25 protein-coding genes are annotated in these 22,391 nt (G+C 66.7%); 22 read left to right on the plus strand and 3 right to left on the minus strand.

Annotation, left to right across the window (positions count from 1 at the left end):
• Positions 1-30 precede the first annotated feature (30 nt).
• From ACIP1U_RS28030 to ACIP1U_RS28040, 3 genes are all read left to right on the plus strand, one after another.
• Complete coding sequence (locus ACIP1U_RS28030; RefSeq protein WP_400322126.1) at positions 31-489, plus strand: hypothetical protein; 459 nt, start codon at positions 31-33, stop codon at positions 487-489.
• A gap of 290 nt (positions 490-779) precedes the next feature.
• On the plus strand, positions 780-1,412 hold the full coding sequence (locus ACIP1U_RS28035; RefSeq protein WP_116322374.1) for a response regulator transcription factor: 633 nt from the start codon (positions 780-782) through the stop codon (positions 1,410-1,412).
• A gap of 66 nt (positions 1,413-1,478) precedes the next feature.
• Entirely contained in the window at positions 1,479-1,886 is a 408-nt protein-coding gene (locus ACIP1U_RS28040) for a response regulator (protein WP_400322128.1), read from the plus strand.
• Between the two features lie 68 nt (positions 1,887-1,954).
• On the opposite strand, the gene ACIP1U_RS28045 is transcribed toward ACIP1U_RS28040, so the two are convergent.
• Positions 1,955-3,358, minus strand: coding sequence for a CHASE3 domain-containing protein (locus ACIP1U_RS28045; RefSeq protein WP_400322130.1), 1,404 nt, complete (start codon positions 3,356-3,358; stop codon positions 1,955-1,957).
• 285 nt (positions 3,359-3,643) lie between these two features.
• Here ACIP1U_RS28045 and ACIP1U_RS28050 point away from each other — a divergent pair, with 285 nt between their 5' ends.
• Positions 3,644-3,808, plus strand: coding sequence for a DUF1328 domain-containing protein (locus ACIP1U_RS28050; RefSeq protein ID WP_400322132.1), 165 nt, complete (start codon positions 3,644-3,646; stop codon positions 3,806-3,808).
• A 49-nt stretch (positions 3,809-3,857) separates the two neighbouring features.
• Complete coding sequence (locus ACIP1U_RS28055; RefSeq protein WP_400322134.1) at positions 3,858-4,283, plus strand: DUF883 family protein; 426 nt, start codon at positions 3,858-3,860, stop codon at positions 4,281-4,283.
• A gap of 163 nt (positions 4,284-4,446) precedes the next feature.
• Here ACIP1U_RS28055 and ACIP1U_RS28060 read toward each other — a convergent pair whose 3' ends face one another.
• Positions 4,447-4,770, minus strand: a complete 324-nt coding sequence (locus ACIP1U_RS28060) for a DUF1840 domain-containing protein (RefSeq protein WP_400322136.1) — start codon at positions 4,768-4,770, stop codon at positions 4,447-4,449.
• A 266-nt stretch (positions 4,771-5,036) separates the two neighbouring features.
• Here ACIP1U_RS28060 and argS point away from each other — a divergent pair, with 266 nt between their 5' ends.
• The 5 genes from argS (at position 5,037) to ACIP1U_RS28085 (ending at position 10,356) form a co-directional block, all read left to right on the plus strand.
• The gene (argS, locus tag ACIP1U_RS28065) at positions 5,037-6,833 is read left to right on the plus strand and encodes an arginine--tRNA ligase (protein WP_400322138.1); all 1,797 of its coding nucleotides are present in this window, start codon (positions 5,037-5,039) and stop codon (positions 6,831-6,833) included.
• A gap of 112 nt (positions 6,834-6,945) precedes the next feature.
• Entirely contained in the window at positions 6,946-7,704 is a 759-nt protein-coding gene (locus tag ACIP1U_RS28070) for an SPOR domain-containing protein (RefSeq protein WP_400322140.1), read from the plus strand.
• Between the two features lie 165 nt (positions 7,705-7,869).
• Positions 7,870-8,505, plus strand: coding sequence for a thiol:disulfide interchange protein DsbA/DsbL (locus tag ACIP1U_RS28075; RefSeq protein WP_400322141.1), 636 nt, complete (start codon positions 7,870-7,872; stop codon positions 8,503-8,505).
• 211 nt (positions 8,506-8,716) lie between these two features.
• Positions 8,717-9,520: an SDR family oxidoreductase gene (locus ACIP1U_RS28080; RefSeq protein WP_400322143.1), complete on the plus strand. Its 804-nt coding sequence runs from the start codon at positions 8,717-8,719 to the stop codon at positions 9,518-9,520.
• 2 nt (positions 9,521-9,522) lie between these two features.
• The gene (locus ACIP1U_RS28085; RefSeq protein WP_400322144.1) at positions 9,523-10,356 is read left to right on the plus strand and encodes a helical backbone metal receptor; all 834 of its coding nucleotides are present in this window, start codon (positions 9,523-9,525) and stop codon (positions 10,354-10,356) included.
• A 21-nt stretch (positions 10,357-10,377) separates the two neighbouring features.
• On the opposite strand, the gene ACIP1U_RS28090 is transcribed toward ACIP1U_RS28085, so the two are convergent.
• The gene (locus tag ACIP1U_RS28090; protein ID WP_400322146.1) at positions 10,378-11,454 is read right to left on the minus strand and encodes an MBL fold metallo-hydrolase; all 1,077 of its coding nucleotides are present in this window, start codon (positions 11,452-11,454) and stop codon (positions 10,378-10,380) included.
• Between the two features lie 238 nt (positions 11,455-11,692).
• On the opposite strand from ACIP1U_RS28090, the gene ACIP1U_RS28095 reads away from it, so the two are divergent.
• From ACIP1U_RS28095 to ACIP1U_RS28150, 12 genes are all read left to right on the plus strand, one after another.
• Entirely contained in the window at positions 11,693-12,157 is a 465-nt protein-coding gene (locus ACIP1U_RS28095; RefSeq protein ID WP_400322148.1) for a MerR family DNA-binding transcriptional regulator, read from the plus strand.
• 93 nt (positions 12,158-12,250) lie between these two features.
• On the plus strand, positions 12,251-12,745 hold the full coding sequence (locus tag ACIP1U_RS28100) for a PaaI family thioesterase (RefSeq protein WP_400322150.1): 495 nt from the start codon (positions 12,251-12,253) through the stop codon (positions 12,743-12,745).
• Between the two features lie 37 nt (positions 12,746-12,782).
• Positions 12,783-13,976: an isovaleryl-CoA dehydrogenase gene (locus tag ACIP1U_RS28105; protein ID WP_400322152.1), complete on the plus strand. Its 1,194-nt coding sequence runs from the start codon at positions 12,783-12,785 to the stop codon at positions 13,974-13,976.
• A gap of 121 nt (positions 13,977-14,097) precedes the next feature.
• Positions 14,098-15,921, plus strand: a complete 1,824-nt coding sequence (aceK, locus tag ACIP1U_RS28110) for a bifunctional isocitrate dehydrogenase kinase/phosphatase (RefSeq protein WP_400322154.1) — start codon at positions 14,098-14,100, stop codon at positions 15,919-15,921.
• Complete coding sequence (can, locus tag ACIP1U_RS28115; protein ID WP_400322156.1) at positions 15,918-16,589, plus strand: carbonate dehydratase; 672 nt, start codon at positions 15,918-15,920, stop codon at positions 16,587-16,589. Before aceK ends, can begins: the two co-directional genes overlap by 4 nt.
• Positions 16,590-16,655: 66 nt before the next feature.
• Positions 16,656-17,849 (plus strand): acetyl-CoA C-acetyltransferase, encoded by a 1,194-nt coding sequence (locus tag ACIP1U_RS28120; protein ID WP_400322158.1) that lies wholly within the window; start codon positions 16,656-16,658, stop codon positions 17,847-17,849.
• 173 nt (positions 17,850-18,022) lie between these two features.
• Positions 18,023-18,703 carry an SDR family oxidoreductase gene (locus tag ACIP1U_RS28125; RefSeq protein ID WP_400322160.1) on the plus strand — a complete coding sequence of 227 codons (681 nt, stop codon included), beginning with the start codon at positions 18,023-18,025 and terminating at the stop codon, positions 18,701-18,703.
• A 31-nt stretch (positions 18,704-18,734) separates the two neighbouring features.
• Positions 18,735-19,865: an acyl-CoA dehydrogenase family protein gene (locus tag ACIP1U_RS28130; RefSeq protein ID WP_400322162.1), complete on the plus strand. Its 1,131-nt coding sequence runs from the start codon at positions 18,735-18,737 to the stop codon at positions 19,863-19,865.
• Between the two features lie 140 nt (positions 19,866-20,005).
• Positions 20,006-20,671 (plus strand): 2-hydroxychromene-2-carboxylate isomerase, encoded by a 666-nt coding sequence (locus tag ACIP1U_RS28135; RefSeq protein ID WP_400322164.1) that lies wholly within the window; start codon positions 20,006-20,008, stop codon positions 20,669-20,671.
• On the plus strand, positions 20,668-21,354 hold the full coding sequence (locus tag ACIP1U_RS28140) for an HAD family hydrolase (RefSeq protein ID WP_400322165.1): 687 nt from the start codon (positions 20,668-20,670) through the stop codon (positions 21,352-21,354). Before ACIP1U_RS28135 ends, ACIP1U_RS28140 begins: the two co-directional genes overlap by 4 nt.
• The gene (locus ACIP1U_RS28145; RefSeq protein ID WP_400322167.1) at positions 21,351-21,779 is read left to right on the plus strand and encodes a YchJ family protein; all 429 of its coding nucleotides are present in this window, start codon (positions 21,351-21,353) and stop codon (positions 21,777-21,779) included. The genes ACIP1U_RS28140 and ACIP1U_RS28145 overlap by 4 nt, the downstream gene beginning before the upstream one ends.
• Positions 21,780-21,867: 88 nt before the next feature.
• Positions 21,868-22,391: carboxyl transferase domain-containing protein (locus ACIP1U_RS28150; protein ID WP_400322169.1), on the plus strand; the 524-nt coding region annotated here is incomplete at its 3' end.

The raw sequence follows: 22,391 nt of genomic DNA on the forward strand, positions 1-22,391 counted from the left end.
GCCGCGGGGCATCCTGAAAGGAGTCTGTCCATGAAGAAACTGCTGCTCTCCCTGTCTGCTCTGTCGATCGCCGCCGCTTCCTCGCTGGCCATGGCACAAGGTACTGGTGTGGGCGCCGGCGCGAAGGCCGACGTCGGCGCATCGGTGACCACGCCGTCGCCCTCCGCCGCCACGCAGGGTGCGTTGAATACTGCGGGTAGCGCCACCACCGGCGTCACCAGCGCCGCCGAGAAGGGCCTGTCGACCGCGGGTGCGGCAACCGACAAGGGCATGTCGGCAGCGGGCGCCGCGGCTGACAAGGGCCTGTCCACCGCCGGCGCGGCGGTCGACAAGGGCGCCAGCACGTCGGCCGACGCCAAGGCCGAAGCCGGCAGCAAGGCCAAGCACGGCAAGCAGTCCACCAAGTCGGACTCCACCAAGTCGGCCAAGAAGTCCAAGGCCGACGCCAGTGTCGGCGCGGGCGCCGAGGCGGGCGCCAAGGTGCAGTAAGTTCGCCGCCAGTCGGCACAGGCGCGCAGGCCTTGATGGCCTGACGCGCCGCAGCAAAGCGGGACGGACTCCAGGCCGTCCCGCTTTGCATTGGTACGTCATGCCTCGAACGCTTGGCCCGCATACCCCGCCCATGTGCGCTTTACGCGTTGTCGCCGCGCATCATGTCAGCCTGACACCGACAGCCTGCGCGCGCGGCCGGCACTACAATGACAGCAACGCAAGCGGTTCCGCCTGCACCCGACTGCACCGGGCAATGTGCCGGTCCGTTCAACCCCGTGGAGCCTCACATGATCCGCGTCTTGATCGCTGACGATCACGAGATTGTGCGTGCCGGCCTGCGACAGTTCATTTCCGAAGAGCCCGACATCCAGGTGACTGGCGAAGCCGGCAGCGGCGACGAAGTCATGGCGCGGCTGCGCGACGCCGAATTCGATGTGCTGGTGCTGGATATTTCGATGCCCGACCGTAACGGCATCGACGTCCTCAAGCTGATCCGGCAACGCAAGCCTGAACTGCCGGTGCTGATCCTGTCCACCTACCCGGAAGACCAGTACGCGATCAACCTGATCCGTGCCGGTGCTTCAGGCTACCTGACCAAGGAAAGCGCCCCCGACGATCTGGTCAAGGCCATCCGCACGGTGGCGCAGGGACGTCGCTATGTCAGCGCCACAGTGGCCGACCTGCTGATCGGCGGGCTCGACAAGCCGACCGAGCAGCCGGTGCACCAGATGCTGTCCGAGCGTGAGTTCCAGATCTTCTGCAAGCTCTCGCGCGGGCAGTCGGTGTCGGTGATCGCCGACGAATTGTTTCTCAGCGTCAAGACTGTCAGTACCTATCGCTCCCGCATCCTGGAGAAAATGGGCATGAAAACCAACGCTGACCTGACTTACTACGCCATCAAGAACGGCCTGGTCGAGTAGCGGCACGTCGCGGGCCGCCTTGCGGCCTGCGACGGATCGCACCGGACCGGGCCTGCACACCAGAACATGTCGGAGCAGGCTTCCAACACTTCCTACCGGGCGCTGAGCATACTGCTGATCGAAGACTCGGCGGTCCTGCGAGGCATGCTGCTCGAATACCTGAAGGATTTCCCGTTTATCGAGAACGTGGACTGGGCCGACACCGAAGCCATGGCCCTGCGCCTGCTTGATGCCGGCAAGTACGACGTCGCCATCGTCGACCTGCAGCTGCGCCAGGGCAACGGCATCAATGTGCTGCGCGCAATGCAGCGCAAAGGCACGGACACCGTGCGCATCGTCTATACCAACCACGCCCAGGTGCAGATGTACCGAAACCAGTGCGCCGATGCGGGCGCCGATTATTTCTTCGACAAGTCGCTGGAGCTGGAACAGGTGTTCCGCGTAATCGAGGAACACGCGGCGGCGCCTTCCTGATCGTCCAGGACACCACTCAGCACCCATCAAGCAGCACCCATCAAGCAGCACCCATCAAGCAGCACCCATCAAGCGCGCGCAGGCTCCTCGCCTTCCGGCTCTTCCGCCGGCGCCAGCACCGATGCCGTCAGCGGCACCTCGATGTGGATGCGCACGCCCGCGTGCGCCGACGAGTCGATCTGCATGCTGCCGCCCAGCGCGGTGACGCGCTGCTCCATGCCCAGCAGGCCGTGGTGGCCGGCGGTGCTGCCGGCGTCGAAGTCGGGCGGCAGGCCCTTGCCGTCGTCGCGAACGGTCAGTGTCAGCAGTTCGCCGCGGCACGCCAGGCAGACCTCGACGCGTCTGGCTTCCGAGTATTTGCTGGCGTTGGTCAGCGATTCCTGCACGATCCGGTACAGCGCAATCGCGGCTTCGTCCCGCAGCGCGGGCAGGTCCTCGGGCACGCTGACGTCGGTTTCCCAGCTGTTGCGCGCGCCGACTTCCTCCACCAGCTGGCACACCGCGGCGCGCAGGCCGAGGTTGAGCAGCACGGTGGGACGCAGGTCCTCGATCAGGCGGCGCTTGATCTGGATACCCTGGTCGACGTGCAGCATCACGCGCGTGAGGCGCTCGGCGCCTTGCGGATGCGCCTCCTGGATCTGGCGCCGCACCCAGTGCAGGTCGAGCTTGATGGCGGTCAGGATCGCACCCAGCTCGTCGTGCAGCTCGCGCGCCAGCCGTGTCTTCTCGTCTTCGGTGACGCGTTGCAGGTGGGCCGCCAGCGCCGAAAGCTGGCGCGTGCGCGCGCGCACCTTGCGGTCCAGCTTGGCGCCTTCTTCTTCCAGCTGCGTGCGCACTGCGTCGGCCATCGACAGGCGCTTGGCGTGGCCCACGCCGACCGCGAGCATCAGGATGATGTTGAACGCGGTCAGCAGGCCGATGCCATAGCGCGATAGCTGCACATCGTTCTCCGCGCCTTCCAGTCGGTGCGAGACCGAACCGGCCTCGCGCGCCTGCAGCTGGTCGAGCCCGCGGCGCGCATTGTCCATGGTCTGCTTGCCGTAGTCGGTGCGGACCAGGTCCAGCGCCACTTCCAGGTCGCGCTTGCCGTAGACGAGCGTCAGCGCCATCTCGTTGAGCTTGCTGTTGATCAGCTTGGAGGTGTCGCCGAACATCTTCAGCCCCTCCGGGTCGTTGGCGTAGTCCGCGCGGATCTGCGCCATCAGCTCGGCAATGCGCGGCAGCCCCTTGTAGTAGGGCTCGAGGTAGCTTTCCTTGCCGGTCAGCAGGAAGCCACGCTGGCCGGCCTCGGCATTGACCAGCTCGCCGTTGAGCGCGGCCAGCTCGGTCTGCACTCGCTGCGAGCGGATCACGTCGGTGTAGCTCTCGCGCAGCCGGGTATTGCCCGTTTCCGACGCCACCAGCACCGCCAGCGTCAGCACGATGCCACCCGCGAGCAACAGCGTATGAGGAAGAAAGGACTGCTTGAACATGACGGCAGATTTCCTGTGGTTGGGGCGCGCCGCTTGCCCGCGCAACGCCAGGGAGCGCCCATGGAATCACATCGATCCGCATGGGTCAACCTTGACGCGATGGGCGTGCCGCACCCGTACTGCCGTGTTGTAGGACTCGGCTGACAGCCGAATCGGCTCGTTGTCGGTACTGGCGCGGCGGCAGGCTTCCTACGATGAGGCTATGAGCTTGCACCTTGTCGCGCAAGCCTTCACTTGGGCCCCGGGCCAGTGCCGGCCCGGTCAGCCTTCTTCGGGAGCCTAGCCATGCTGCAGTATGCACTCGTATTTTTCGTCATCGCCCTGATCGCGGCGATCTTCGGCTTCGGCGGTATTGCTGCCGGCGCCGTGGAAATCGCCAAGATCCTGTTCTTCATCTTCCTGGTCGTGGCGCTGGTGGCCGCGGTGATGGGCCTGGTCCGCAGGCGATAGCGCCGGCCGCGCGCCGGCTCCTGTGGCGATCGCAACCTGAGGAGACCCTATGCTGACCCAGAACCCCAAAGTCCGGAAGGAACTGAACCACTTGTCCGACAGTGCGGACAGCGCCATCCGCCATATCAAGCACGCCGCGCGCGATTCGCGCGAGGCCGCCGCGCCGGTGTCCGGCGAGGTCAAGGCGCTGATCGCCCAGCTGGAGCACACCATCGAAGTGCTGGCGCGGGAAGGCTCGGCCGAGAGCCTGCGTGCCGGCCAGCGGCTGCGCGACCGCGCCAGCGAGATGGCGCACCGGCTGCGCGACCAGACCACCGACGGCATGATGCGTGCCCGCGAACGGATGGATGGCGCGGTCGAGCATTCGCGCCAGCGGGTCGTCGAATCGCCGCTGAAGGCTGTGGCGCTCGCCGCGGCCATCGGCGCGGTGATCGGCCTGCTGCTGGCCAACGGCCGCCATCACGAAGAAGAGTAGGCCCGGTGGCACCGGGCCCCGCAGCTGTGGCGGGGCCCCTGAAAGCATTCCCCCCTTTCCGGCGCCATCGACCGGAAGCCCGGCTACCCAACACGGTGCCGGGCGTCTTTTTTTGTGTGCGCCGCGCGTTCGGCGGCGCGCCCGGGGCTGCCTTGCCTTCGGGCTACACGCCCCACAAGACGTTGGTCCCTTCCCGCTGCGAGGCGCGCAGCATGTCCAGGAAGGGATAGGCGCGCTGCCCAAGGTGCAGCGGCTCGTCCTCGTCCTCGTCGGCCTTGCCGGGCTCCTCGACCGCCGAATTGGCCGGATGGTCGCGGCGGGCATCGTCCACCGCCGCTTCCAGCTTCTGGATCGCGCGTGGCAGTTCTTCGACGGTGATCACCCCCCGCTCCCCGAGACGCTTGCCGATGATGCCCAGCAGCGTGACGGCCAGATCCTTCATCATGATCAGGTCTTGCGCAGCGTGGGATTTGAAGGTGATCAGCATGGTGTGTTTTCCTTTTCCGGACAAGCGGGGAACGGCGTTCCCGGGGGCAGGAAGCCGCATGGATTGTGGCCCGGGGCCACCTTCGCGCATGATGTCAGCATAGCACCTGATAAAATTCCGCGTTCCCGATTCCAATGCCTGTTTCAATGCCTGTTGAGCGGCGCGGCGTACCTTTGCCGTCACATGCCGCTTCGGGCGTTGGTGCCGCACGCTGGTGCCGCATTTACGCGGCGCCTGAATACTTGCCCACAGGGCTTCCGACATCCATGCTGCCTGTTCAGACCTCCAATCTCGCCGCCGCGTTCACCGATGCCGTGCGTGCGCTCGCCCCGGCCGATGCCACCCTGCCCGCCGTCACTTTCGAGCGGCCCAAGGCGGCCGCCCACGGCGACCTCGCCTGCAACGTCGCCATGCAGGTCGCGCGCGCGCTCAAGAGCAATCCGCGCGAGCTGGCGCAGCGCATCGTCGCCGCGGTGCAGGCCGATGCGCGCGCGCAGGGGCTGGTCGAGGCCATGGAGATCGCCGGTCCCGGCTTCATCAACCTGCGCCTGACCGCCGCCGCCAAGGCCGACGTGCTGCGCGCGGTGCTGGCCGAAGGCGACCACTACGGCGCGCGCGAGCGCGGCGTGCATGGCCAGGTGCTGGTCGAGTTCGTCTCGGCCAACCCGACCGGCCCGCTGCACGTGGGCCACGGCCGCCAGGCGGCGCTGGGCGACGCGCTCGCCAACCTGCTGTCGTGGCAGGGCTTCCATGTCCACCGCGAGTTCTACTACAACGACGCCGGCGTGCAGATCCAGACCCTGGCGCTCTCGGTGCAGGCGCGCGCGCGTGGCCTGAAGCCGGGGGACGCCAACTGGCCCGAGTCGGCCTACAACGGCGACTACATCGCCGACATCGCCGCCGACTTCCTCGCCGGCAAGACCGTCAGCGCCTCCGACGGCGAGCCGGTGACCGCGTCGGGCAACGTCGACGATATCGACTCGATCCGCAAGTTCGCCGTGACCTACCTGCGCAACGAGCAGGATATCGACCTGCAGGCCTTCGGCGTCAAGTTCGACCGCTACTACCTGGAGTCGTCGCTGTACAGCGACGGCCGCGTGGAAGCCGCGGTGCAGTCGCTGGTCGCCAAGGGCAAGACCTACGAGAGCGAGGGCGCGCTGTGGCTGCGCACCACCGACGAGGGCGACGACAAGGACCGCGTGATGAAGAAGAGCGACGGCACCTATACGTACTTCGTGCCGGACGTGGCCTACCACACCACCAAGTGGGAGCGCGGCTTCACCAAGGTCATCAACGTGCAGGGCAGCGACCACCACGGCACCATCGCGCGCGTGCGGGCCGGCCTGCAGGGCCTGGACATGGGCATCCCGCAGGGCTACCCCGACTACGTGCTGCACAAGATGGTCACCGTGATGAAGAACGGCGAGGAGGTCAAGATCTCCAAGCGCGCCGGCTCGTACGTCACGGTGCGCGACCTGATCGAATGGTCCAACGGCCAGGATGACACCTGCGAGACCATCCGCGGCTGCCTGGAGCAGGGCGTGGCCGACTGGCCCGCGCACTTCACCCGCGGCCGCGACGCGGTGCGCTTCTTCCTGCTGTCGCGCAAGGCCGATACCGAGTTCGTGTTCGACGTCGACCTTGCGCTCAAGCAGAACGACGAGAACCCGGTGTACTACGTGCAGTACGCCCACGCCCGCATCTGCTCGATCTTTGAGTCGTGGGGCGGCGCCGACTGGGAAAGCCGCCTGGCCGAGCTGGCCGGTGCCGACCTGTCGGCCGTGACCGGCCCCGAGGCCGGCGCCCAGGCGCAGGCCCTGGGCCGCCGCCTGGCCGAGTTCCCGGATATGCTGTCGGCCGCTGCCTCCGAGCTGGCGCCGCATGCGGTGGCCTTCTACCTGCGCGACCTGGCCGGCGATTTCCACGCCTTCTACAATGCCGACCGCGTGCTGGTCGAGGACGAAGTGGTCAAGCGTGCCCGGCTGGCGCTGCTGGCCGCGACGCGCCAGGTGCTGCGCAACGGCCTGGCGGTGATCGGCGTCTCGGCGCCACGCCGCATGTAATTGATAGGCGTCCAGTCGGGCACTCATTCGGACGCCCAGCAGGGCGCTCGGTGGGGCCCGCAGGGCCGCCCGGCGGTGGCCCTATAATCCCGGCATCACCTAAGAGGACTTCATGCAACAGCAACGCAAGCGCGATGCGCGCAAGGCCCGCCGCAGCCAGCAGCGCGGCGGGACGTTCCTGGGCCTTGTGCTCGGGCTGATCGTCGGGCTGGCCATCGCCGTGGTGGTCGCCCTCTACATCACCAAGTCGCCGACGCCGTTCCAGCAGAAGAGCGCGCCGCGGCCGAGCGAGCCGGGCAATGTCGCCAGCCAGCTGCCGCCGCCGGCGCAGCGCGCCGACCAGGGCCCAAGCGACCCGAACAAGCCGCTGTGGAGCAAGACGCCGGCCAAGCCGGTGGGCCAGGCGCCCGAGCAGGAGCCCAAGCCGAGCACCCAGCCGAGCCAGCCTGGCCAGCAGAACGGGCACCAGAACGGGCACCAGAACGGCCAGCCTCCGGTGGCGGTGACCCGCCCGGCGGAGAAGCCCGTTGAAAAGCCGGTTGAAAAACCCGCCGACAAGCCCGTCGCCACCAAGCCGGCCGAGAAGCCGGTGTCCGACCCGATCGCCGAGATCGCCCAGGCCGACGCCAACAAGGTGGGCTACCTGCTGCAGGTGGGCGCGTTCCGCTCGGCCGACGATGCCGACCGCCAGAAGGCCAACCTGGCGATGCAGGGCTTCGAGGCCCGGATCACCGAGCGCGACGTCAACGGCGTCAAGATGTACCGCGTGCGCATGGGCCCATACAATCGCATTGAAGACATGAACAAGACGCGCGAGCGGCTGCAGTCACAGGGCTTCGAGGCGTCCGTGATCCGCTTCACCAAGCAGTAAGCTGGCGTATCTGCCACGAAAGCGCCACAAAAGCGCCACGAAAACGGCGATAAATACGCGGTAACCAACGCAACACCCTTGTCACCACCGCGGCCGGCCCGGGCTGAACCGGACGCCGCCGCCGCGGTCATACGCTCATTGACCCAACCGCAAGGCTGCACCAAGATGAAGAAACTCGCCGCACTGTTCGCCATGTTCGCCGCCGTGGGCGGCCTGCTGATGTCCGCGCCGTCCCAGGCCGCGCCCACCGAGGGCAAGGAATACCAGGTCCTGAAGGCGCCGCAGCCGGTCACGCCGGGCAAGATCGAGGTCACCGAGTTCTTCTGGTACGGCTGCCCGCACTGCTTGGAGTTCGAGCCCGACCTGGAGGCCTGGGTCAAGAAGCAGGGCAGCAACGTCGCATTCAAGCGCGTGCCGGTCGCATTCCGCGATGACCTGCTGCCGCACACCAAGATCTTCTATGCGCTCGAAGCGATCGGCAAGCTCGACGCCATGAACATGAAGGTCTTCAACGCCATCCACGTCGAGCGCAAGCGCCTGCTCGACAGCAACGAGATCGCCGACTTCATGGCCAAGAACGGCGTCGACCGCAAGGCGTTCCTGGACGCGTATAACTCGTTCACCGTGACCACCAACGCGCAGCGCGCCAACAAGATCGCCGACGCCTACAAGATCGACGGCGTGCCGACCGTGGTGGTGCAGGGCAAGTACGTGACCTCGCCGTCGATCACCGGCAACAAGCAGGGCGCGATCCAGACCTTGGATTACCTGGTGGAGCAGGTGAAGGCGAAGAAGATGTAAATGTGACTGGCGGCCTTCCATAAGCCGCCGGTTTTCTCCCCTCTCCCGCTTGCGGGAGAGGGGCAGGGGGAGAGGGCAGGCGGTGGCATACCACCGCGTTGTACTTCGTAGGCAAGCCGGCCCTCTCCCCAACCCTCTCCCGCAAGCGGGAGAGGGAGCCCGCCAATGGTATTGTCAGGGTATCCGTAACTTCCCCCCACGCACCCCGACGATGCGTCCCCTCAAAGTCTTCCTCACCGGCGCCTCCAGCGGGCTCGGCCAGGCGCTGGCGCGCGAATACGCGTCGCAGGGCGCCATCCTCGGTCTGGTAGCCCGGCGCGAAGATGCGCTTCGCGAATTCGTGGCGACGCTGCCCAATCCGGGCGCGGTGCGCGTCTACGGCGCCGATGTGCGCGATGCCGACGCGATGGCGCGCGCGGCGGAAGACTTCCTCGGCCATTTCGGTTGCCCCGACGTGGTGATCGCCAATGCCGGCGTCTCGGTCGGCACCGTCGCCAGCGAACGCGAGGACCTGGATGCGTTCCGGCAGGTGATGGACACCAACTGGTTCGGCGTGCTGACCACGTTCCAGCCTTTTCTGCACGCGATGCAGCAGCGCGAACCCGGCCCCGGCGGCCGGCGCGGCACGCTGGTCGGCATTGCCAGCGTCGCCGGCGTGCGCGGGCTGCCGGGTGCCGGTGCCTACAGCGCGTCGAAGTCGGCGGTGATCAAGCTGCTGGAGAGCCTGCGGCTGGAGCAGCGCCCGCTTGGCATCCGCGTGGTCACGATCGCGCCGGGTTATATCCGCACGCCGATGACCGCGAAGAACCCGTACCGGATGCCGTTCCTGACCGATGCCGACGTATTCGCGCGCAAGGCCGCGCGCGTGATCGCTGCCGGCCGGCGCTTCCGCGTGATTCCGTGGCAGATGGGCGTGGTGGCGGCGCTGCTGCATGTGATGCCGCGCTGGCTGTACGACATGCTGGCCACCGGCGCGCCGCGCAAGCCGCGGCGTGGAGAAAGCAAGGAGCCCTGACGATGTGGACCGATGCCATTGGCCAGCAGCACGCCGCCGCAAGCGGCGAGGTGCGCATCGCCTCGCTGGTGCCATCGGTGACCGAACTGCTGTTCGCGCTCGGGCTGGCGCCGCAGATGGTGGCGCGCACCGGCTTCTGCATCCACCCGGAACCGGCCGTGCGCGCGGTGGCGAAGGTTGGTGGCACCAAGGACGTCAAGGTCGCGCGGCTGCGCGAGCTCGCGCCCACGCATGTGGTGGTCAATATCGACGAAAACCGGCGCGAGACTGTCGACGAGATCCGCGCCTTCGTGCCTAACGTGATCGTCACGCATCCGTGCGCGCCGGAAGACAATGTGCCGCTGTACCGGTTGCTGGGCGGCATTTTTGGCCGCCATGCCGAGGCCGAATCGCTGTGCGCAGCCTTGCAGGCCGAGCTGGACGCCATCCGCGCGCGTTCCTGGCCGGCGCGCCGCGTGCTCTACGCGATCTGGCAGGATCCGTGGATGACGGTGTCGCGCGACACCTATATCAGCCGCATGCTGGCGCTGGCCAACTGGCAGACGTGGCCGGATGGCAAGGATGCCATGCAGGCTTGCGGAGGCGGCGACTGCAGCCGCCCCAATGCACAGGGGGAGCGCTACCCCACGTTCCGCTGGAGCGATGCGCTGGTGCGCGAGCTAGACCTGGTGCTGCTGTCGACCGAGCCCTATCGCTTCACCGAAGACCATGCCGACGCGCTCGAGCGCCAGCTCGGCAAGCCGGTGCTGTTGGTCGACGGCGAGATGCTGTCGTGGTACGGCAGCCGCGCGGTGGACGGCGTGCGGTACCTGGCGGCGCTGGCGGCCGCCAACTAGCCTGCGTCTTCAGTCGGCAATTCAGGCCGCCCGGAAACGGTACACGCCGTCCTCATCCAGCTGCCGCACCAGTTCGCCGCGGTGCCACAGGCAGTGCAGGTGCGCCAGCGACTCGCCCATGGCGAAGGTCATCTGGTGGATGTCGAACTGGCGCTTGAAGATCACGCTGACGATATCGTGCGCGCAGCACGGCTTCTCGCGGCAGGCATCCAGCGTTTCGGCGAGGCGGTCAGCGTGGTGCTCGCGCAACTGCATGATGCGGGTATGCAGGTTGCGGAACGGACGGCCGTGCGAAGGCAGGATCAGCACGTCCTGCGGCAGCGGCTCGTAGCGGCCGAGCGAATCCAGGTAGAGCTGCAGCGAATTGCCTTCCGGCTCCATGTCGAACACGCTGACATTGGTCGAGATGCGCGGCAGCACCATGTCGCCGGACACCAGCACGTTGGTCGCCTCGTTGTACAGTGCCACGTGCTCGGGCGAGTGGCCGAAGCCGGTGATTACGCGCCAGCCAGAGGTGGCCGCATCGGTGCCGATCCGCACTGTGTCGCCTTCCATCAGGCGGCGGTACTGCGCCGGCAGGTCGGGCACCAGCGACGGGTAGTAGGTCTTGCGCGCGCGCAGCTTTTCCTGGCTGTCGGGATCGGTCAGGCCATGCCGCGCGAAGTGCGCGGCGGCCGCGTCGCCGCCCGCGCTGGAGCCGGCGCCGGTGCCGGTGCCCATCACGCGTGCGCTCATGTAGTCGCCCAGGCTCATCCACAGCCGCACGTCGAAGCGCTTGCAAAGCCAGTGCGCCAGGCCGACGTGGTCGGGGTGGCTGTGGGTTACCAGCACGCGCACCACCGGCAGCCCTTCCAGCTCGTTGGCGAAGATGGTTTCCCAATGCGCCTTGATGGTGTCGTTGGTGATGCCGCAGTCGATGATGGTCCAGCCGTCGCGCCCATCCAGGCGGTCGCGCAGCAGCCACAGGTTGATATGGTCGAGCGCGAACGGCAGCGGCATGCGCAGCCAGTAGACGCCGGGGGCGACTTCCTGCTTGGTGCCGGGCTCGGGCATGGTGTCGCCGAACGGGTATTGGAGCTGGTGTTCGAGTGCGTTCATGAGGAGTCTCTTGTTCGAAGCCTTGTGCCGCGCCGGGTCAGGTGGTGGCGGGCGGGGGACAGGCGGGCTTTCTCGTTGCCCGGCGCGCGGGCGGAATGCTGCAGTTCGCTCCAGTTCGCGCCAGTTGCCAGTCGCCGGAGTTGACGCTAACGTAAACGTTAACTCCGGCGGTTCGTCTCCATCTTAAGCGAAAACTTGACTTCGCAACGAACGACCGTTCACTTTACTGGGCGCACCCATGGCAGTCACGCAATCTCCCGCCTCCGCAACCTACACCATCACCGACCTCGCCCGCGAGTTCGATGTCACGCCTCGCGCCATCCGCTTCTACGAAGACCAGGGCCTGCTGTCGCCGGAGCGCGAAGGCCCGGGCGGCCGCAAGCGCGTCTACAACAGCCGCGAGCGGACCCGGCTGAAGCTGACCCTGCGCGGCAAGCGGTTAGGGCTCACTCTCAACGAGATCCGCGAGATCCTGGATCTTTACGAGTCACCGCGCGACACCGCACCGCAACTCGAACGCTTCCTGCACGCTCTCGCCGCGCACCGCAGCACGCTGGAGCGGCAGATGGAAGATTTGCAGGCGCAGCTTGCAGAGATCGACCAGCATGAGCGTCACTGCAGGGATCTGCTTGCCGCCCAGACCGGCGGCAAGCCGGTGGCCGCGGAGGGCGGCGATGCGCCGGCCCGGAAACGATCGGCCTGATACAGCACCTGGTACGGTTTCGGTGCCAATTCTGATTGACGTTTACGTAAACGTAAATAGAATACTCCAACGCCTTCACCCCGGAACCTTGCCATGACGTCTGCCAACGCCAGTGCCCTGCCAACTGAGCGCGCCGAACCCGAAGCGCTGTCCGCCGCGCGCGCCGATGCCATCGCCACCAGTTTCTCGCGCCAGGGGCTGATGACCAGCTTCGGCGCCACGCTGCAGCGGGTGGAGCGCGGCGAGGTCGAGATAGCGATGCCGTGGTCCGATGGCGTGACCCAGCAGCACGGCTTCTTCCACGGCGGCGCGGTCGGCGCGCTGGCCGACAGCGCCTGCGGCTATGCCGCACTGTCGATGGTGGGCGAAGGCGAGGCGGGCCTGACCGCCGAATACAAGATCAACTTGCTGTCCCCCGCGCAAGGCGAACGCCTGGTCGCGGTGGGGCGGGTGCTGAAGCCCGGGCGCACGCTGATCGTGGCGCAGGGCGAGGTCTACGTAGAACAGGCGGGGCAGCAAGGCCGCCGCAAGCAGGTGGCCACCATGCTGATGACGCTGTGCGTGGTCAAGACCCTGGGCCACGTCTGAAGCACAAATACAAACCGAATCCAAACAGGAGACCGACATGACCGAACTGCCCGGCCTGAAATTCGACCTCGGCGAAGACATCGAGATGCTGCGCGATTCCGTGCGTACGTGGGCCCAGGCCGAACTGGCGCCGCGCGCGGGCGAGATCGACCGCACCGACCAGTTCCCGATGGACGCCTGGAAGAAGATGGGCGACCTCGGTGTGCTCGGCATCACGGTGGCTGAAGAATACGGTGGCGCCAACATGGGCTACCTGGCGCACATGATCGCGATGGAAGAGATCAGCCGCGCGTCTGCGTCGGTCGGCCTGTCGTATGGCGCGCATTCCAACCTGTGCGTGAACCAGATCCACCGCAACGGCACCGCCGCGCAAAAGGCGAAGTACCTGCCCAAGCTGGTGTCGGGCGAATGGATCGGCGCGCTGGCGATGAGCGAGCCTAACGCCGGCTCGGACGTGGTCAGCATGAAGCTGCGCGCCGAGCGGGTTGGCGGACCTCAGGGCGACCGCTACGTGCTCAACGGCACCAAGATGTGGATCACCAACGGCCCGGACTGCGACGTGCTGGTGGTTTACGCCAAGACCGAGCCCGAGCTGGGCGCGCGCGGCATGACCGCCTTTATCGTCGAGAAGGGCATGAAGGGCTTCTCGGTGGCGCAGAAGCTGGACAAGCTGGGCATGCGCGGCTCGCACACCGGCGAGCTGGTGTTCGAGGACGTGGAAGTGCCGGCCGAGAACATCCTCGGGGCCGAGAACAGCGGCGCCAGGGTACTGATGAGCGGGCTGGACTACGAGCGCGCGGTGCTGTCGGGCGGCCCGGTCGGCATCATGCAGGCGTGCATGGACGTGGTCACGCCCTACATCCACGACCGCAAGCAGTTCGGCCAGAGCATCGGCGAATTCCAGCTGATCCAGGGCAAGGTGGCGGACATGTACACCACGCTGCAGGCGGCGCGCAGCTACCTGTACACGGTCGGCAAGAACCTGGACGCGCTCGGCAGCGATCACGTGCGCCAGGTGCGCAAGGACTGCGCCGCGGTGATCCTGTACACGGCGGAAAAGGCCACCTGGATGGGGGGCGAGACCGTGCAGATCCTGGGCGGCAACGGCTATATCAACGAATACCCGGCCGGGCGCCTGTGGCGCGACGCCAAGCTGTACGAGATCGGTGCGGGCACGTCGGAGATCCGCCGCATGCTGATCGGCCGCGAACTGTTCGCGGAAACGATGTAACGATGTGCCGGGGGCGCCGGAATCACCTCCGGCGCCCCCGGGCATCCGGATCGCTCCCCAGAACCCATTTACAATCTCAATATCCGTCGCAAGACCGTCACGTAGTCGCCCCCGTCGACCCATGTCCCACTTCCCCAAACTGCTCTCCTCGCAGATTGCCTTCGATGTGGCGAGAACGATGCTCGACGGGTTCGACAAGCACTACCGGCTGTTCCGCGAGGTCAGCCACCAGGCCAAGCTCAAGTTCGAGGCCGGCGACTGGCACGGGCTGCAGCAGATCCAGCGCGACCGCATCGCCTTCTACAACGAGCGCGTGCGCGAATCGAGCATCATCCTGGAAGACGAGTACGACGCCGAGAACATTGACGACGAAATCTGGCAGCAGATCAAGCTGCACTACATCGGGCTGTTGACCAATCACCACCAGCCCGAGCTGGCCGAGACCTTCTTCAATTCGGTCTGCACGCGCATCCTGCACCGCTCGTACTTCAACAACGATTTCATCTTCGTGCGACCGGCGATCTCGACCGAGTACATCGAGAACGAAGAATCGCCGACGCGGCCGACCTTCCGCGCCTACTACCCGGGCAGCCGCGAGGGCATGGCCGCGTGCTTCGAGCGCATCGTGCACAACTTCCAGCTGGAGCGCCCGTTCGAAGAGCTGGCGCGCGACATCGGCTACGTGGTGCGCGCGGTGAGCGAGCATTTCGGCGACTTCCGCATCGCGCCGAATTTCCAGATCCATACGTTGTCGTCGCTGTTCTTCCGCAACAAGTCGGCCTTCATCATCGGCCGCATCCTGAACGGCGACCGCACTTTCCCGCTGGCGATCCCGATCATCCATGGCCCGTCGGGCAAGCTGGTGCTCGACACCGTGCTGCTGCGCAAGGAACAGCTGCTGGTCCTGTTCTCGTTCACGCATTCCTACTTTATGGTCGACATGGAGATCCCGTCGGCCTACGTGACCTTCCTGCGCGACATCATGCCGCGCAAGCCGCGCGCGGAGATCTACACCTCGCTGGGTTTGCAGAAGCAGGGCAAGAACCTGTTCTACCGCGACTTCCTGCATCACCTGCAGCATTCGTCGGACAAGTTCATCGTCGCGCCAGGCATCCGCGGACTGGTGATGCTGGTATTCACGCTGCCGTCGTACCCGTATGTGTTCAAGGTCATCAAGGATTTTTTCCCGGCGCCCAAGGAAACCACGCGCGAGCTGGTCAAGTCCAAGTACCAGCTGGTCAAGCAGCACGACCGCGTTGGCCGCATGGCCGATACGCTGGAGTACTCCGACGTGGCCTTCCCGCTGTCGCGCTTCGACGATGCGCTGGTGCGCGAGTTCGAGCAGCATGCGCCGTCGATGATCGAATACCAGCGCGGCAAGCAGGGCGGCGAGGAAATCGTGGTGCGCCACGTCTACATCGAACGCCGCATGACGCCGCTGAACATCTACCTGCACGAAGGCTCCGACGAGCAGGTCGAGCACGGCGTGCTGGAATACGGCAACGCCGTCAAGGAACTGATGGCCGCCAACATCTTCCCGGGCGATATGCTGTACAAGAACTTCGGCGTCACGCGGCACGGGCGCGTGGTGTTCTACGACTACGACGAGATCGAGTACCTGACCGACTGCAATATCCGCCACGTGCCGCAGCCGCGCAACGAGGAAGAGGAGATGTCGGGCGAGGTCTGGTACACGGTGCGTCCGCACGATATTTTTCCCGAGACGTTCCGCACATTCCTGCTGGGCGATGCGCGCGTGCGCGCGGCGTTCCTGCGGCACCACGCGGATTTTTTCGACCCTGCCATGTGGCAGGGCCACAAGGACCGGCTGCTGGCCGGACATGTCCATGACTTTTTTGCCTATCACCCTACCGAGCGATTCATCAACCGCTACGGCGCTGCCTCTGAACTGCCTGCCGCCGACCCTGCAAGGAGAGTCGCATGAATGACGCCATCGCCCAGCTGTTCCGCAACAACCGCGAGTGGGTGGACCGCGTCAACGCGGAAGACCCCGCCTTCTTCACCCGCCTGGCCAACCAGCAGGCGCCGGAATACCTGTGGATCGGCTGCTCCGATTCGCGCGTGCCGGCCAACCAGATCCTGGGGCTGGCCCCGGGCGAGGTGTTCGTCCACCGCAATATCGCCAACGTGATCGCGCACAGCGACCTGAATGCGCTGTCGGTGATCCAGTTCGCCGTGGAAGTGCTCAAGGTGCGCCATATCACGGTGGTGGGCCACTACGGCTGCGGCGGCGTCAAGGTCGCGCTCAAGCGCGAGCGCATCGGCCTGGCCGACAACTGGCTGCGCCATGTGCGCGACGTGGCCGACAAGCACGAAGCCTACCTCGGCACCGTCCTGCGCGAGGAAGACGCCCATACCCGGCTGTGCGAGCTCAACGTGATCGAGCAGGTCAGCAACGTCTGCCAGACCACCGTGCTGCAGGACGCCTGGGCACGCGGCCAGGCCATCACCGTGCACGGCTGGATCTACGGCGTGTCCGACGGCCTGCTGCGCGACCTGGGCATGGCCGCCAGCAGCAACGACGAGTTGCACGAGCAGCTGGCCGCGGCCTACCGCCAGTACGGCAATCCGCCGCAGGCGTCGATCCGCTGATCGCGCATACCGGACACCACATCCGACACCACTTCCGCACACATACACCGATCCAGGAGACCCGACATGGAAGAGATCGTCATCGTTTCAGCCGCCCGCACGCCGATGGCTGCGTTCCAGGGCGAATTCGCCAGCGTGACCGCGCCGCAGCTCGGCGCGGCCGCCATCCGCGCGGCGGTCGAGCGCGCCGGCCTGAAGCCGGAGCAGGTAGAAGAAGTGGTGTTCGGCTGCGTGCTGCCCGCGGGCCAGGGCCAGGCGCCGGCACGCCAGGCCGCGCTGGGCGCGGGCCTGCCGCTGGGCGTGGGCTGCACCACCGTCAACAAGATGTGCGGCTCGGGCATGCGCGCGGCCATGACCGTCTATGACGGCCTGATCGCCGGCTCGTTCGACATCGCCGTCGCCGGCGGCATGGAAAGCATGACCAACGCGCCGTACCTGATCCCGAAGGGCCGCGGCGGCTACCGCATCGGCCACGGCATGATCTACGACCACATGATGCTGGATGGCCTGGAAGACGCCTACAGTCGTGACGAAAAAGGCGGGGGCCGCGCCATGGGCACCTTCGGCGAGGACTGCGCCGCCAAGTACGGCTTCACGCGCCAGCAGCAGGACGAGTTCGCGATGGAAAGCGTGCGCCGCGCGCAGCAGGCCACCGAGAACGGCGACTTCCGCTGGGAGATCGCGCCGGTGACGGTATCGGGCAAGGGTGGCGACACCGTCATCGACACCGACGAAGGCCCGCGCCGCATCAAGCTCGACAAAATCCCGTCGCTCAAGCCGGCGTTTGCCAAGGACGGCACCATCACCGCCGCGTCGTCGTCGTCGATCAACGACGGTGCCTCGGCGCTGGTGATGATGCGCGCTTCCACGGCGAAGCAACTGGGCCTGCAGCCGATCGCCCGCATGCTGGGCCACACCACCCACGCGCAGGCGCCGGGCTGGTTCACCACCGCGCCGGTGGAGGCCATCGCCAAGCTGTACCGCAAGCTGGACTGGACCACCGACAGCGTCGACCTGTTCGAGATCAACGAGGCCTTTGCCGTGGTGCCGATGGCGGCGATGCACGATCTCAAGATCCCGCGCGACAAGGTCAATATCCACGGCGGCGCGTGTGCGCTGGGGCATCCGATCGGGGCTTCGGGCGCGCGCATCATGACCACGCTGATCGGCGCGCTGCGCAAGACGGGCGGCAAGCGTGGCGTGGCGAGCCTGTGTATCGGTGGTGGCGAAGCGACGGCGGTGGGGATCGAGATCCTGTAACGCGATCCGCTTCCGCTTGCTTGCTCCCCTCTCCCGCATGCGGGAGAGGGGCCGGGGGAGAGGGCGGGCACAGGCAGACCGAACGGCTCACTTCGAGCCAGCGCCGGCCCTCTCCCCCAACCCCTCTCCCATAAATGGGAGAGGGGAGCAAAACCAGAAAAAGGAGCCCAGCCTTGCCAACCGTCCTGATCCTCGGTGCCTCCCGCGGCATCGGCCTTGAGTTTGTCCGCCAGTACCGTGCCGACGGCTGGCGCATCATCGCGGCGGCACGCACGCCGGAAGGCGTCGGCGCGTTGCAGGCGCTGGGCGCCGAAGCCCACCAGGCCGACCTGTCGGACCCCGGCGCGGTCGCCGGGCTGGGCTGGAAGCTCGACGGCGAAGCGCTCGACGTGGCGATCTACAACGCCGGCGTGCTGGGCCCGCGCACCGAAGGCGCGCAGCCGGTGACGCCGCAGGACTTCGATCGGGTCATGCACGTCAACGTGCTCGGCCCGATGATGGCGCTGCCGCTGGTGCTGCCCTATGTCGAAGCCGGCCAGTCCGGCCACGGCGGCGTGCTGGCGGTGCTGTCCTCGCGCATGGGCAGCATCGGCGGCATGGAGCACAACGGCAGCTGGCTGTACCGCGTCAGCAAGGCCGGCGCCAACGCCGCGCTGCGCGCGGTCTCGCTCGACGCGCGCCATGCCACTTGCGTTGCGCTGCATCCGGGCTGGGTCAAGACCGACATGGGCGGTCAGGACGCCGACCTGACCGTGCAACAGAGCGTCAAGGGCATGCGCCAGGTGCTGGCCGGCGTCAAGCGGCGCGACAACGGCACCTTCCACAACTACGACGGCACGCCGATCCCCTGGTGATCGCGGCGCGCACGACCAACCGACCATCGACATGCTGCTGACCCCTGAACAGGAAATGATTCGCGATGCCGTGCGCCAGTTCGCGCAGGAGGTGATCGCGCCGCAGGCCGCGCAGTGGGACCGCGACAAGACCTTCCCCAAGGACGTGCATCGCGAACTGGCGGCGCTGGGCGCTTATGGCGTGGCCGTGCCGGAAGAGTACGGCGGCGCGGGCCTGGACTACCTGTCGCTCGCGCTGATCCTGGAAGAGATCGCGGCCGGCGACGGCGGCACTTCCACCGTCATCAGCGTCAACAACTGCCCGGTGTGCAGCATGCTGATGTCGTTTGCCAGCGAAGCGCAGAAGCAGCAGTGGCTGGTGCCGCTGGCGCGCGGCGAGATGCTTGGCGCGTTCTGCCTGACCGAGCCGCACGTCGGCTCCGATGCCTCGGCGCTGCGCACCACCGCCGTCCGCGATGGCGACGACTACGTGCTCAACGGCGTCAAGCAGTTCATCACCAGCGGCCAGAATGCCGACGTGGCGATCGTGCTGGCGGTGACCGACAAGGCCGCCGGCAAGCGCGGCATCAGCGCGTTTATTGTGCCGACGTCGACGCCGGGCTACGTGGTGGCGCGGCTGGAAGACAAGCTCGGCCAGCATTCGTCGGACACCGCGCAGATCCTGTTCGAGGACTGCCGCGTGCCTGCCGCCAACCTGCTGGGCGACGAGGGCGGCGGCTACAAGATGGCGCTGTCGGGGCTGGAGGGCGGCCGCATCGGCATCGCCTCGCAAAGCATTGGCATGGCGCGCGCCGCGTTCGATGCTGCGCTGGCGTATGCAAGAGAACGCGAGAGTTTCGGCCAGCCCCTGTTCCAGCACCAGGCGGTGCAGTTCCGGCTGGCCGAGATGGCCACGCGCATCGACGTCGCGCGCCAGATGGTGTGGCACGCCGCGGCGCTGCGCGACGCAGGCCGCCCGTGCCTGAAGGAAGCGGCGATGGCCAAGCTCTTTGCCAGCGAGATGGCGGAGCGTGTCTGCTCCGACGCAATCCAGGTGTTCGGCGGCTATGGCTATGTCAGCGACTTCCCGGTCGAGCGCATCTACCGCGACGTGCGCGTGTGCCAGATCTACGAGGGCACCAGCGATATCCAGAAGATCCTGATTGCGCGCGCATTGGCCTGATCATGGCCTATCAAGGCCAAATCAGGGCTTAAACAGCGTACGATGATGCCAAGTGCCGCCGGCGCCCCCGGCAACAGGCGGCACGCCCCCGACTCCTGTCTTGCCAACCGAACCGCCAACACAAGAACAAGGCCCTCGACATGACCGCAGCGATCGACTTCTATTTCGATTTCTCCTCGCCCTACGGCTATTTCGCCAGCACCCGCATCGACGAACTGGCGCAGAAGTACGGCCGCATCGTCGCCTGGCATCCGATCCTGCTGGGGGTCGTGTTCAAGACCACCGGCGCGTCGCCGCTGCCGCAACTGCCGCTCAAGGGCGATTACAGCTGGCGCGATTTCGAGCGCACCGCGCGCTTCCACGGCATCGAGTACAAGCGCCCGACGCATTTCCCGCTGCCGACCACGCATGCCGCCCGTGCCATGCTGTGGCTGCAGAACCATCACGGCGACGATATCGCCGCGGTCTTCGCCAAGTCGGTGTACCGCGCGCTGTTCGTCGACGACATCAATATCGCCGAGCCCGCCGAGATCATGAAGCTGGCCGAGCCGCTGGGCATCGACGTGCAGGCCATGGATGCCGGCGCCACCAGCTACCAGATCAAGGACCAGCTCAAGGCCGAGATCGACGTGGCGATGGCCAAGGGCGTGTTCGGCTCGCCCTTCGTCATCGTCGACGGCGAGCCCTTCTGGGGCTTCGACCGTTTCGAGCAGGTCGAGGCGCACCTGAAGGCGCGCCGCCAGACTGAACTCCGGGCCGTACCTGGTGTAGCCAGCCTGGACAACAAGGAAAAGAAACCCGCATGACCGCAGTAACCCAGGGCCATTCCGGCCGCTTCGATTGCGTGATCTTCGACTGCGACGGCGTGCTCGTCGACAGCGAGCCCATCGTCAACCGCGTGCTTAACCAGATGCTGAACGAGCTCGGCATCGAGATCTCGCTGGAAGACTCCACGCGGCTGTTCCTCGGCCGCGCCGTGCGCGAGGAACTGGACATGATCGAACGCATGCGCGGCGCGCCGCTGCCCGAGAACTGGCTGTCGACCTGGCTGGCGCGCCGCAACGCGGTGCTCGAGGCCGAAGTGGCCGCCGTGGCGCACGTGCGCGACGCCATCGGCAAGATCGCCGCCACCGGCATGCCGGTGTGCGTGGCGTCGGGCGCCGACCGCGTCAAGGTCAAGCTGCAGCTGATCAAGACCGGGCTGGTCGAGCTTTTCCAGCAGGATGAGCGCGAGCACATCTTCTCCGCCACCGAAGTGGCGCGCAGCAAGCCCGCCCCCGACGTGTACCTGCTGGCGGCGCGCACCATGGGCATCGAGCCGGCGCGCTGCGCCGTGGTCGAAGACAGCCCCACCGGCGTCACCGCGGGCGTGGCCGCAGGCATGACGGTGTTCGGCTACGCCGCGCGTAACGACGCCGCGTCGCTGCGCGAAGCCGGTGCGCACACGCTCTTCACCGACATGCGCGACCTGCCGGAGCTGGTGGGATGACAGCGCGCCGCCTGCCTAAGGCCGGTCCGGCGCCGTGCCCATGCGGTGGCGCCGACTATGCCGCGTGCTGCGGCCGCTTCCATCGCGGCGAGGCGCTGCCGCCCAACGCCGAGGCGCTGATGCGCTCGCGCTACAGCGCCTATGTGCTGAACGACACCGACTGGCTGCGCCAGACGTGGCATCCGTCTACCTGTCCGGCCGATCTTGTGCCAGACACCGCCACGCGCTGGCTCGGGCTGTCGGTGAAGGCGCATGCGCAGCAGGACGACACCCATGCCGAAGTGGAGTTCGTCGCGCGCTACAAGGTTGGCGGGCGTGCCTGGCGGCTGCATGAGCGCAGCCGCTTCGTGCACGAGCCGCACGCGCCCGGCGAGACGCCCCGCTGGCTCTATGTGGATGGCGACATGATCGGGGAAGCGCCATGAGCATCGCCACATAGCCCGGCCGCCATCCCCGCATGCAGCGCAGGCTGGACGGATCCCCACCAAGACCCAAGCACGAAGAGACGATACGATGCCCACGCTGGAAACCAAACTGAACGCCCGCTCAGAATCGTTCAAGGCTAATGCTGACGCGATGCGGGACTTGGTGGCCGATCTCAAGGCGAAGATCGCCAAGCTGGCGCAAGGCGGCGGTGAGGCCGCGCGCAACAAGCATTTATCGCGCGGCAAGCTGCTGCCGCGCGACCGCGTGCAGCAACTGCTGGATCCGGGCACGCCGTTCCTGGAGCTGTCGCAACTCGCCGCCTACGACATGTATGACGATGCCGCGCCCGGCGCGGGCATCATCACCGGCATCGGCCGCGTGGCCGGGCAGGAATGCGTGATCGTCTGCAACGACGCCACCGTCAAGGGCGGCACGTATTACCCGATCACGGTCAAGAAGCACGTGCGCGCGCAGGAGATCGCCGAGCAGAACAACCTGCCGTGCATCTACCTGGTCGATTCCGGCGGCGCCAACCTGCCCAACCAGGACGACGTGTTCCCCGACCGCGACCACTTCGGCCGCATCTTCTACAACCAGGCCAACCTGTCCAA

Source organism: Cupriavidus sp. NPDC089707, from assembly GCF_044748965.1.
Lineage (GTDB): Bacteria > Pseudomonadota > Gammaproteobacteria > Burkholderiales > Burkholderiaceae > Cupriavidus.

Excerpts from the sequence above, each read along its gene's own strand:
- ACIP1U_RS28030 (WP_400322126.1), top strand. The coding sequence starts at position 31 with ATGAAGAAACTGCTGCTCTCCCTGTCTGCTCTGTCGATCGCCGCCGCT.
- ACIP1U_RS28035 (WP_116322374.1), top strand. The coding sequence starts at position 780 with ATGATCCGCGTCTTGATCGCTGACGATCACGAGATTGTGCGTGCCGGC.
- ACIP1U_RS28040 (WP_400322128.1), top strand. The coding sequence starts at position 1,479 with ATGTCGGAGCAGGCTTCCAACACTTCCTACCGGGCGCTGAGCATACTG.
- ACIP1U_RS28045 (WP_400322130.1), bottom strand. The coding sequence starts at position 3,358 with ATGTTCAAGCAGTCCTTTCTTCCTCATACGCTGTTGCTCGCGGGTGGC.
- ACIP1U_RS28050 (WP_400322132.1), top strand. The coding sequence starts at position 3,644 with ATGCTGCAGTATGCACTCGTATTTTTCGTCATCGCCCTGATCGCGGCG.
- ACIP1U_RS28055 (WP_400322134.1), top strand. The coding sequence starts at position 3,858 with ATGCTGACCCAGAACCCCAAAGTCCGGAAGGAACTGAACCACTTGTCC.
- ACIP1U_RS28060 (WP_400322136.1), bottom strand. The coding sequence starts at position 4,770 with ATGCTGATCACCTTCAAATCCCACGCTGCGCAAGACCTGATCATGATG.
- argS (WP_400322138.1), top strand. The coding sequence starts at position 5,037 with ATGCTGCCTGTTCAGACCTCCAATCTCGCCGCCGCGTTCACCGATGCC.
- ACIP1U_RS28070 (WP_400322140.1), top strand. The coding sequence starts at position 6,946 with ATGCAACAGCAACGCAAGCGCGATGCGCGCAAGGCCCGCCGCAGCCAG.
- ACIP1U_RS28075 (WP_400322141.1), top strand. The coding sequence starts at position 7,870 with ATGAAGAAACTCGCCGCACTGTTCGCCATGTTCGCCGCCGTGGGCGGC.
- ACIP1U_RS28080 (WP_400322143.1), top strand. The coding sequence starts at position 8,717 with ATGCGTCCCCTCAAAGTCTTCCTCACCGGCGCCTCCAGCGGGCTCGGC.
- ACIP1U_RS28085 (WP_400322144.1), top strand. The coding sequence starts at position 9,523 with ATGTGGACCGATGCCATTGGCCAGCAGCACGCCGCCGCAAGCGGCGAG.
- ACIP1U_RS28090 (WP_400322146.1), bottom strand. The coding sequence starts at position 11,454 with ATGAACGCACTCGAACACCAGCTCCAATACCCGTTCGGCGACACCATG.
- ACIP1U_RS28095 (WP_400322148.1), top strand. The coding sequence starts at position 11,693 with ATGGCAGTCACGCAATCTCCCGCCTCCGCAACCTACACCATCACCGAC.
- ACIP1U_RS28100 (WP_400322150.1), top strand. The coding sequence starts at position 12,251 with ATGACGTCTGCCAACGCCAGTGCCCTGCCAACTGAGCGCGCCGAACCC.
- ACIP1U_RS28105 (WP_400322152.1), top strand. The coding sequence starts at position 12,783 with ATGACCGAACTGCCCGGCCTGAAATTCGACCTCGGCGAAGACATCGAG.
- aceK (WP_400322154.1), top strand. The coding sequence starts at position 14,098 with ATGTCCCACTTCCCCAAACTGCTCTCCTCGCAGATTGCCTTCGATGTG.
- can (WP_400322156.1), top strand. The coding sequence starts at position 15,918 with ATGAATGACGCCATCGCCCAGCTGTTCCGCAACAACCGCGAGTGGGTG.
- ACIP1U_RS28120 (WP_400322158.1), top strand. The coding sequence starts at position 16,656 with ATGGAAGAGATCGTCATCGTTTCAGCCGCCCGCACGCCGATGGCTGCG.
- ACIP1U_RS28130 (WP_400322162.1), top strand. The coding sequence starts at position 18,735 with ATGCTGCTGACCCCTGAACAGGAAATGATTCGCGATGCCGTGCGCCAG.
- ACIP1U_RS28135 (WP_400322164.1), top strand. The coding sequence starts at position 20,006 with ATGACCGCAGCGATCGACTTCTATTTCGATTTCTCCTCGCCCTACGGC.
- ACIP1U_RS28140 (WP_400322165.1), top strand. The coding sequence starts at position 20,668 with ATGACCGCAGTAACCCAGGGCCATTCCGGCCGCTTCGATTGCGTGATC.
- ACIP1U_RS28145 (WP_400322167.1), top strand. The coding sequence starts at position 21,351 with ATGACAGCGCGCCGCCTGCCTAAGGCCGGTCCGGCGCCGTGCCCATGC.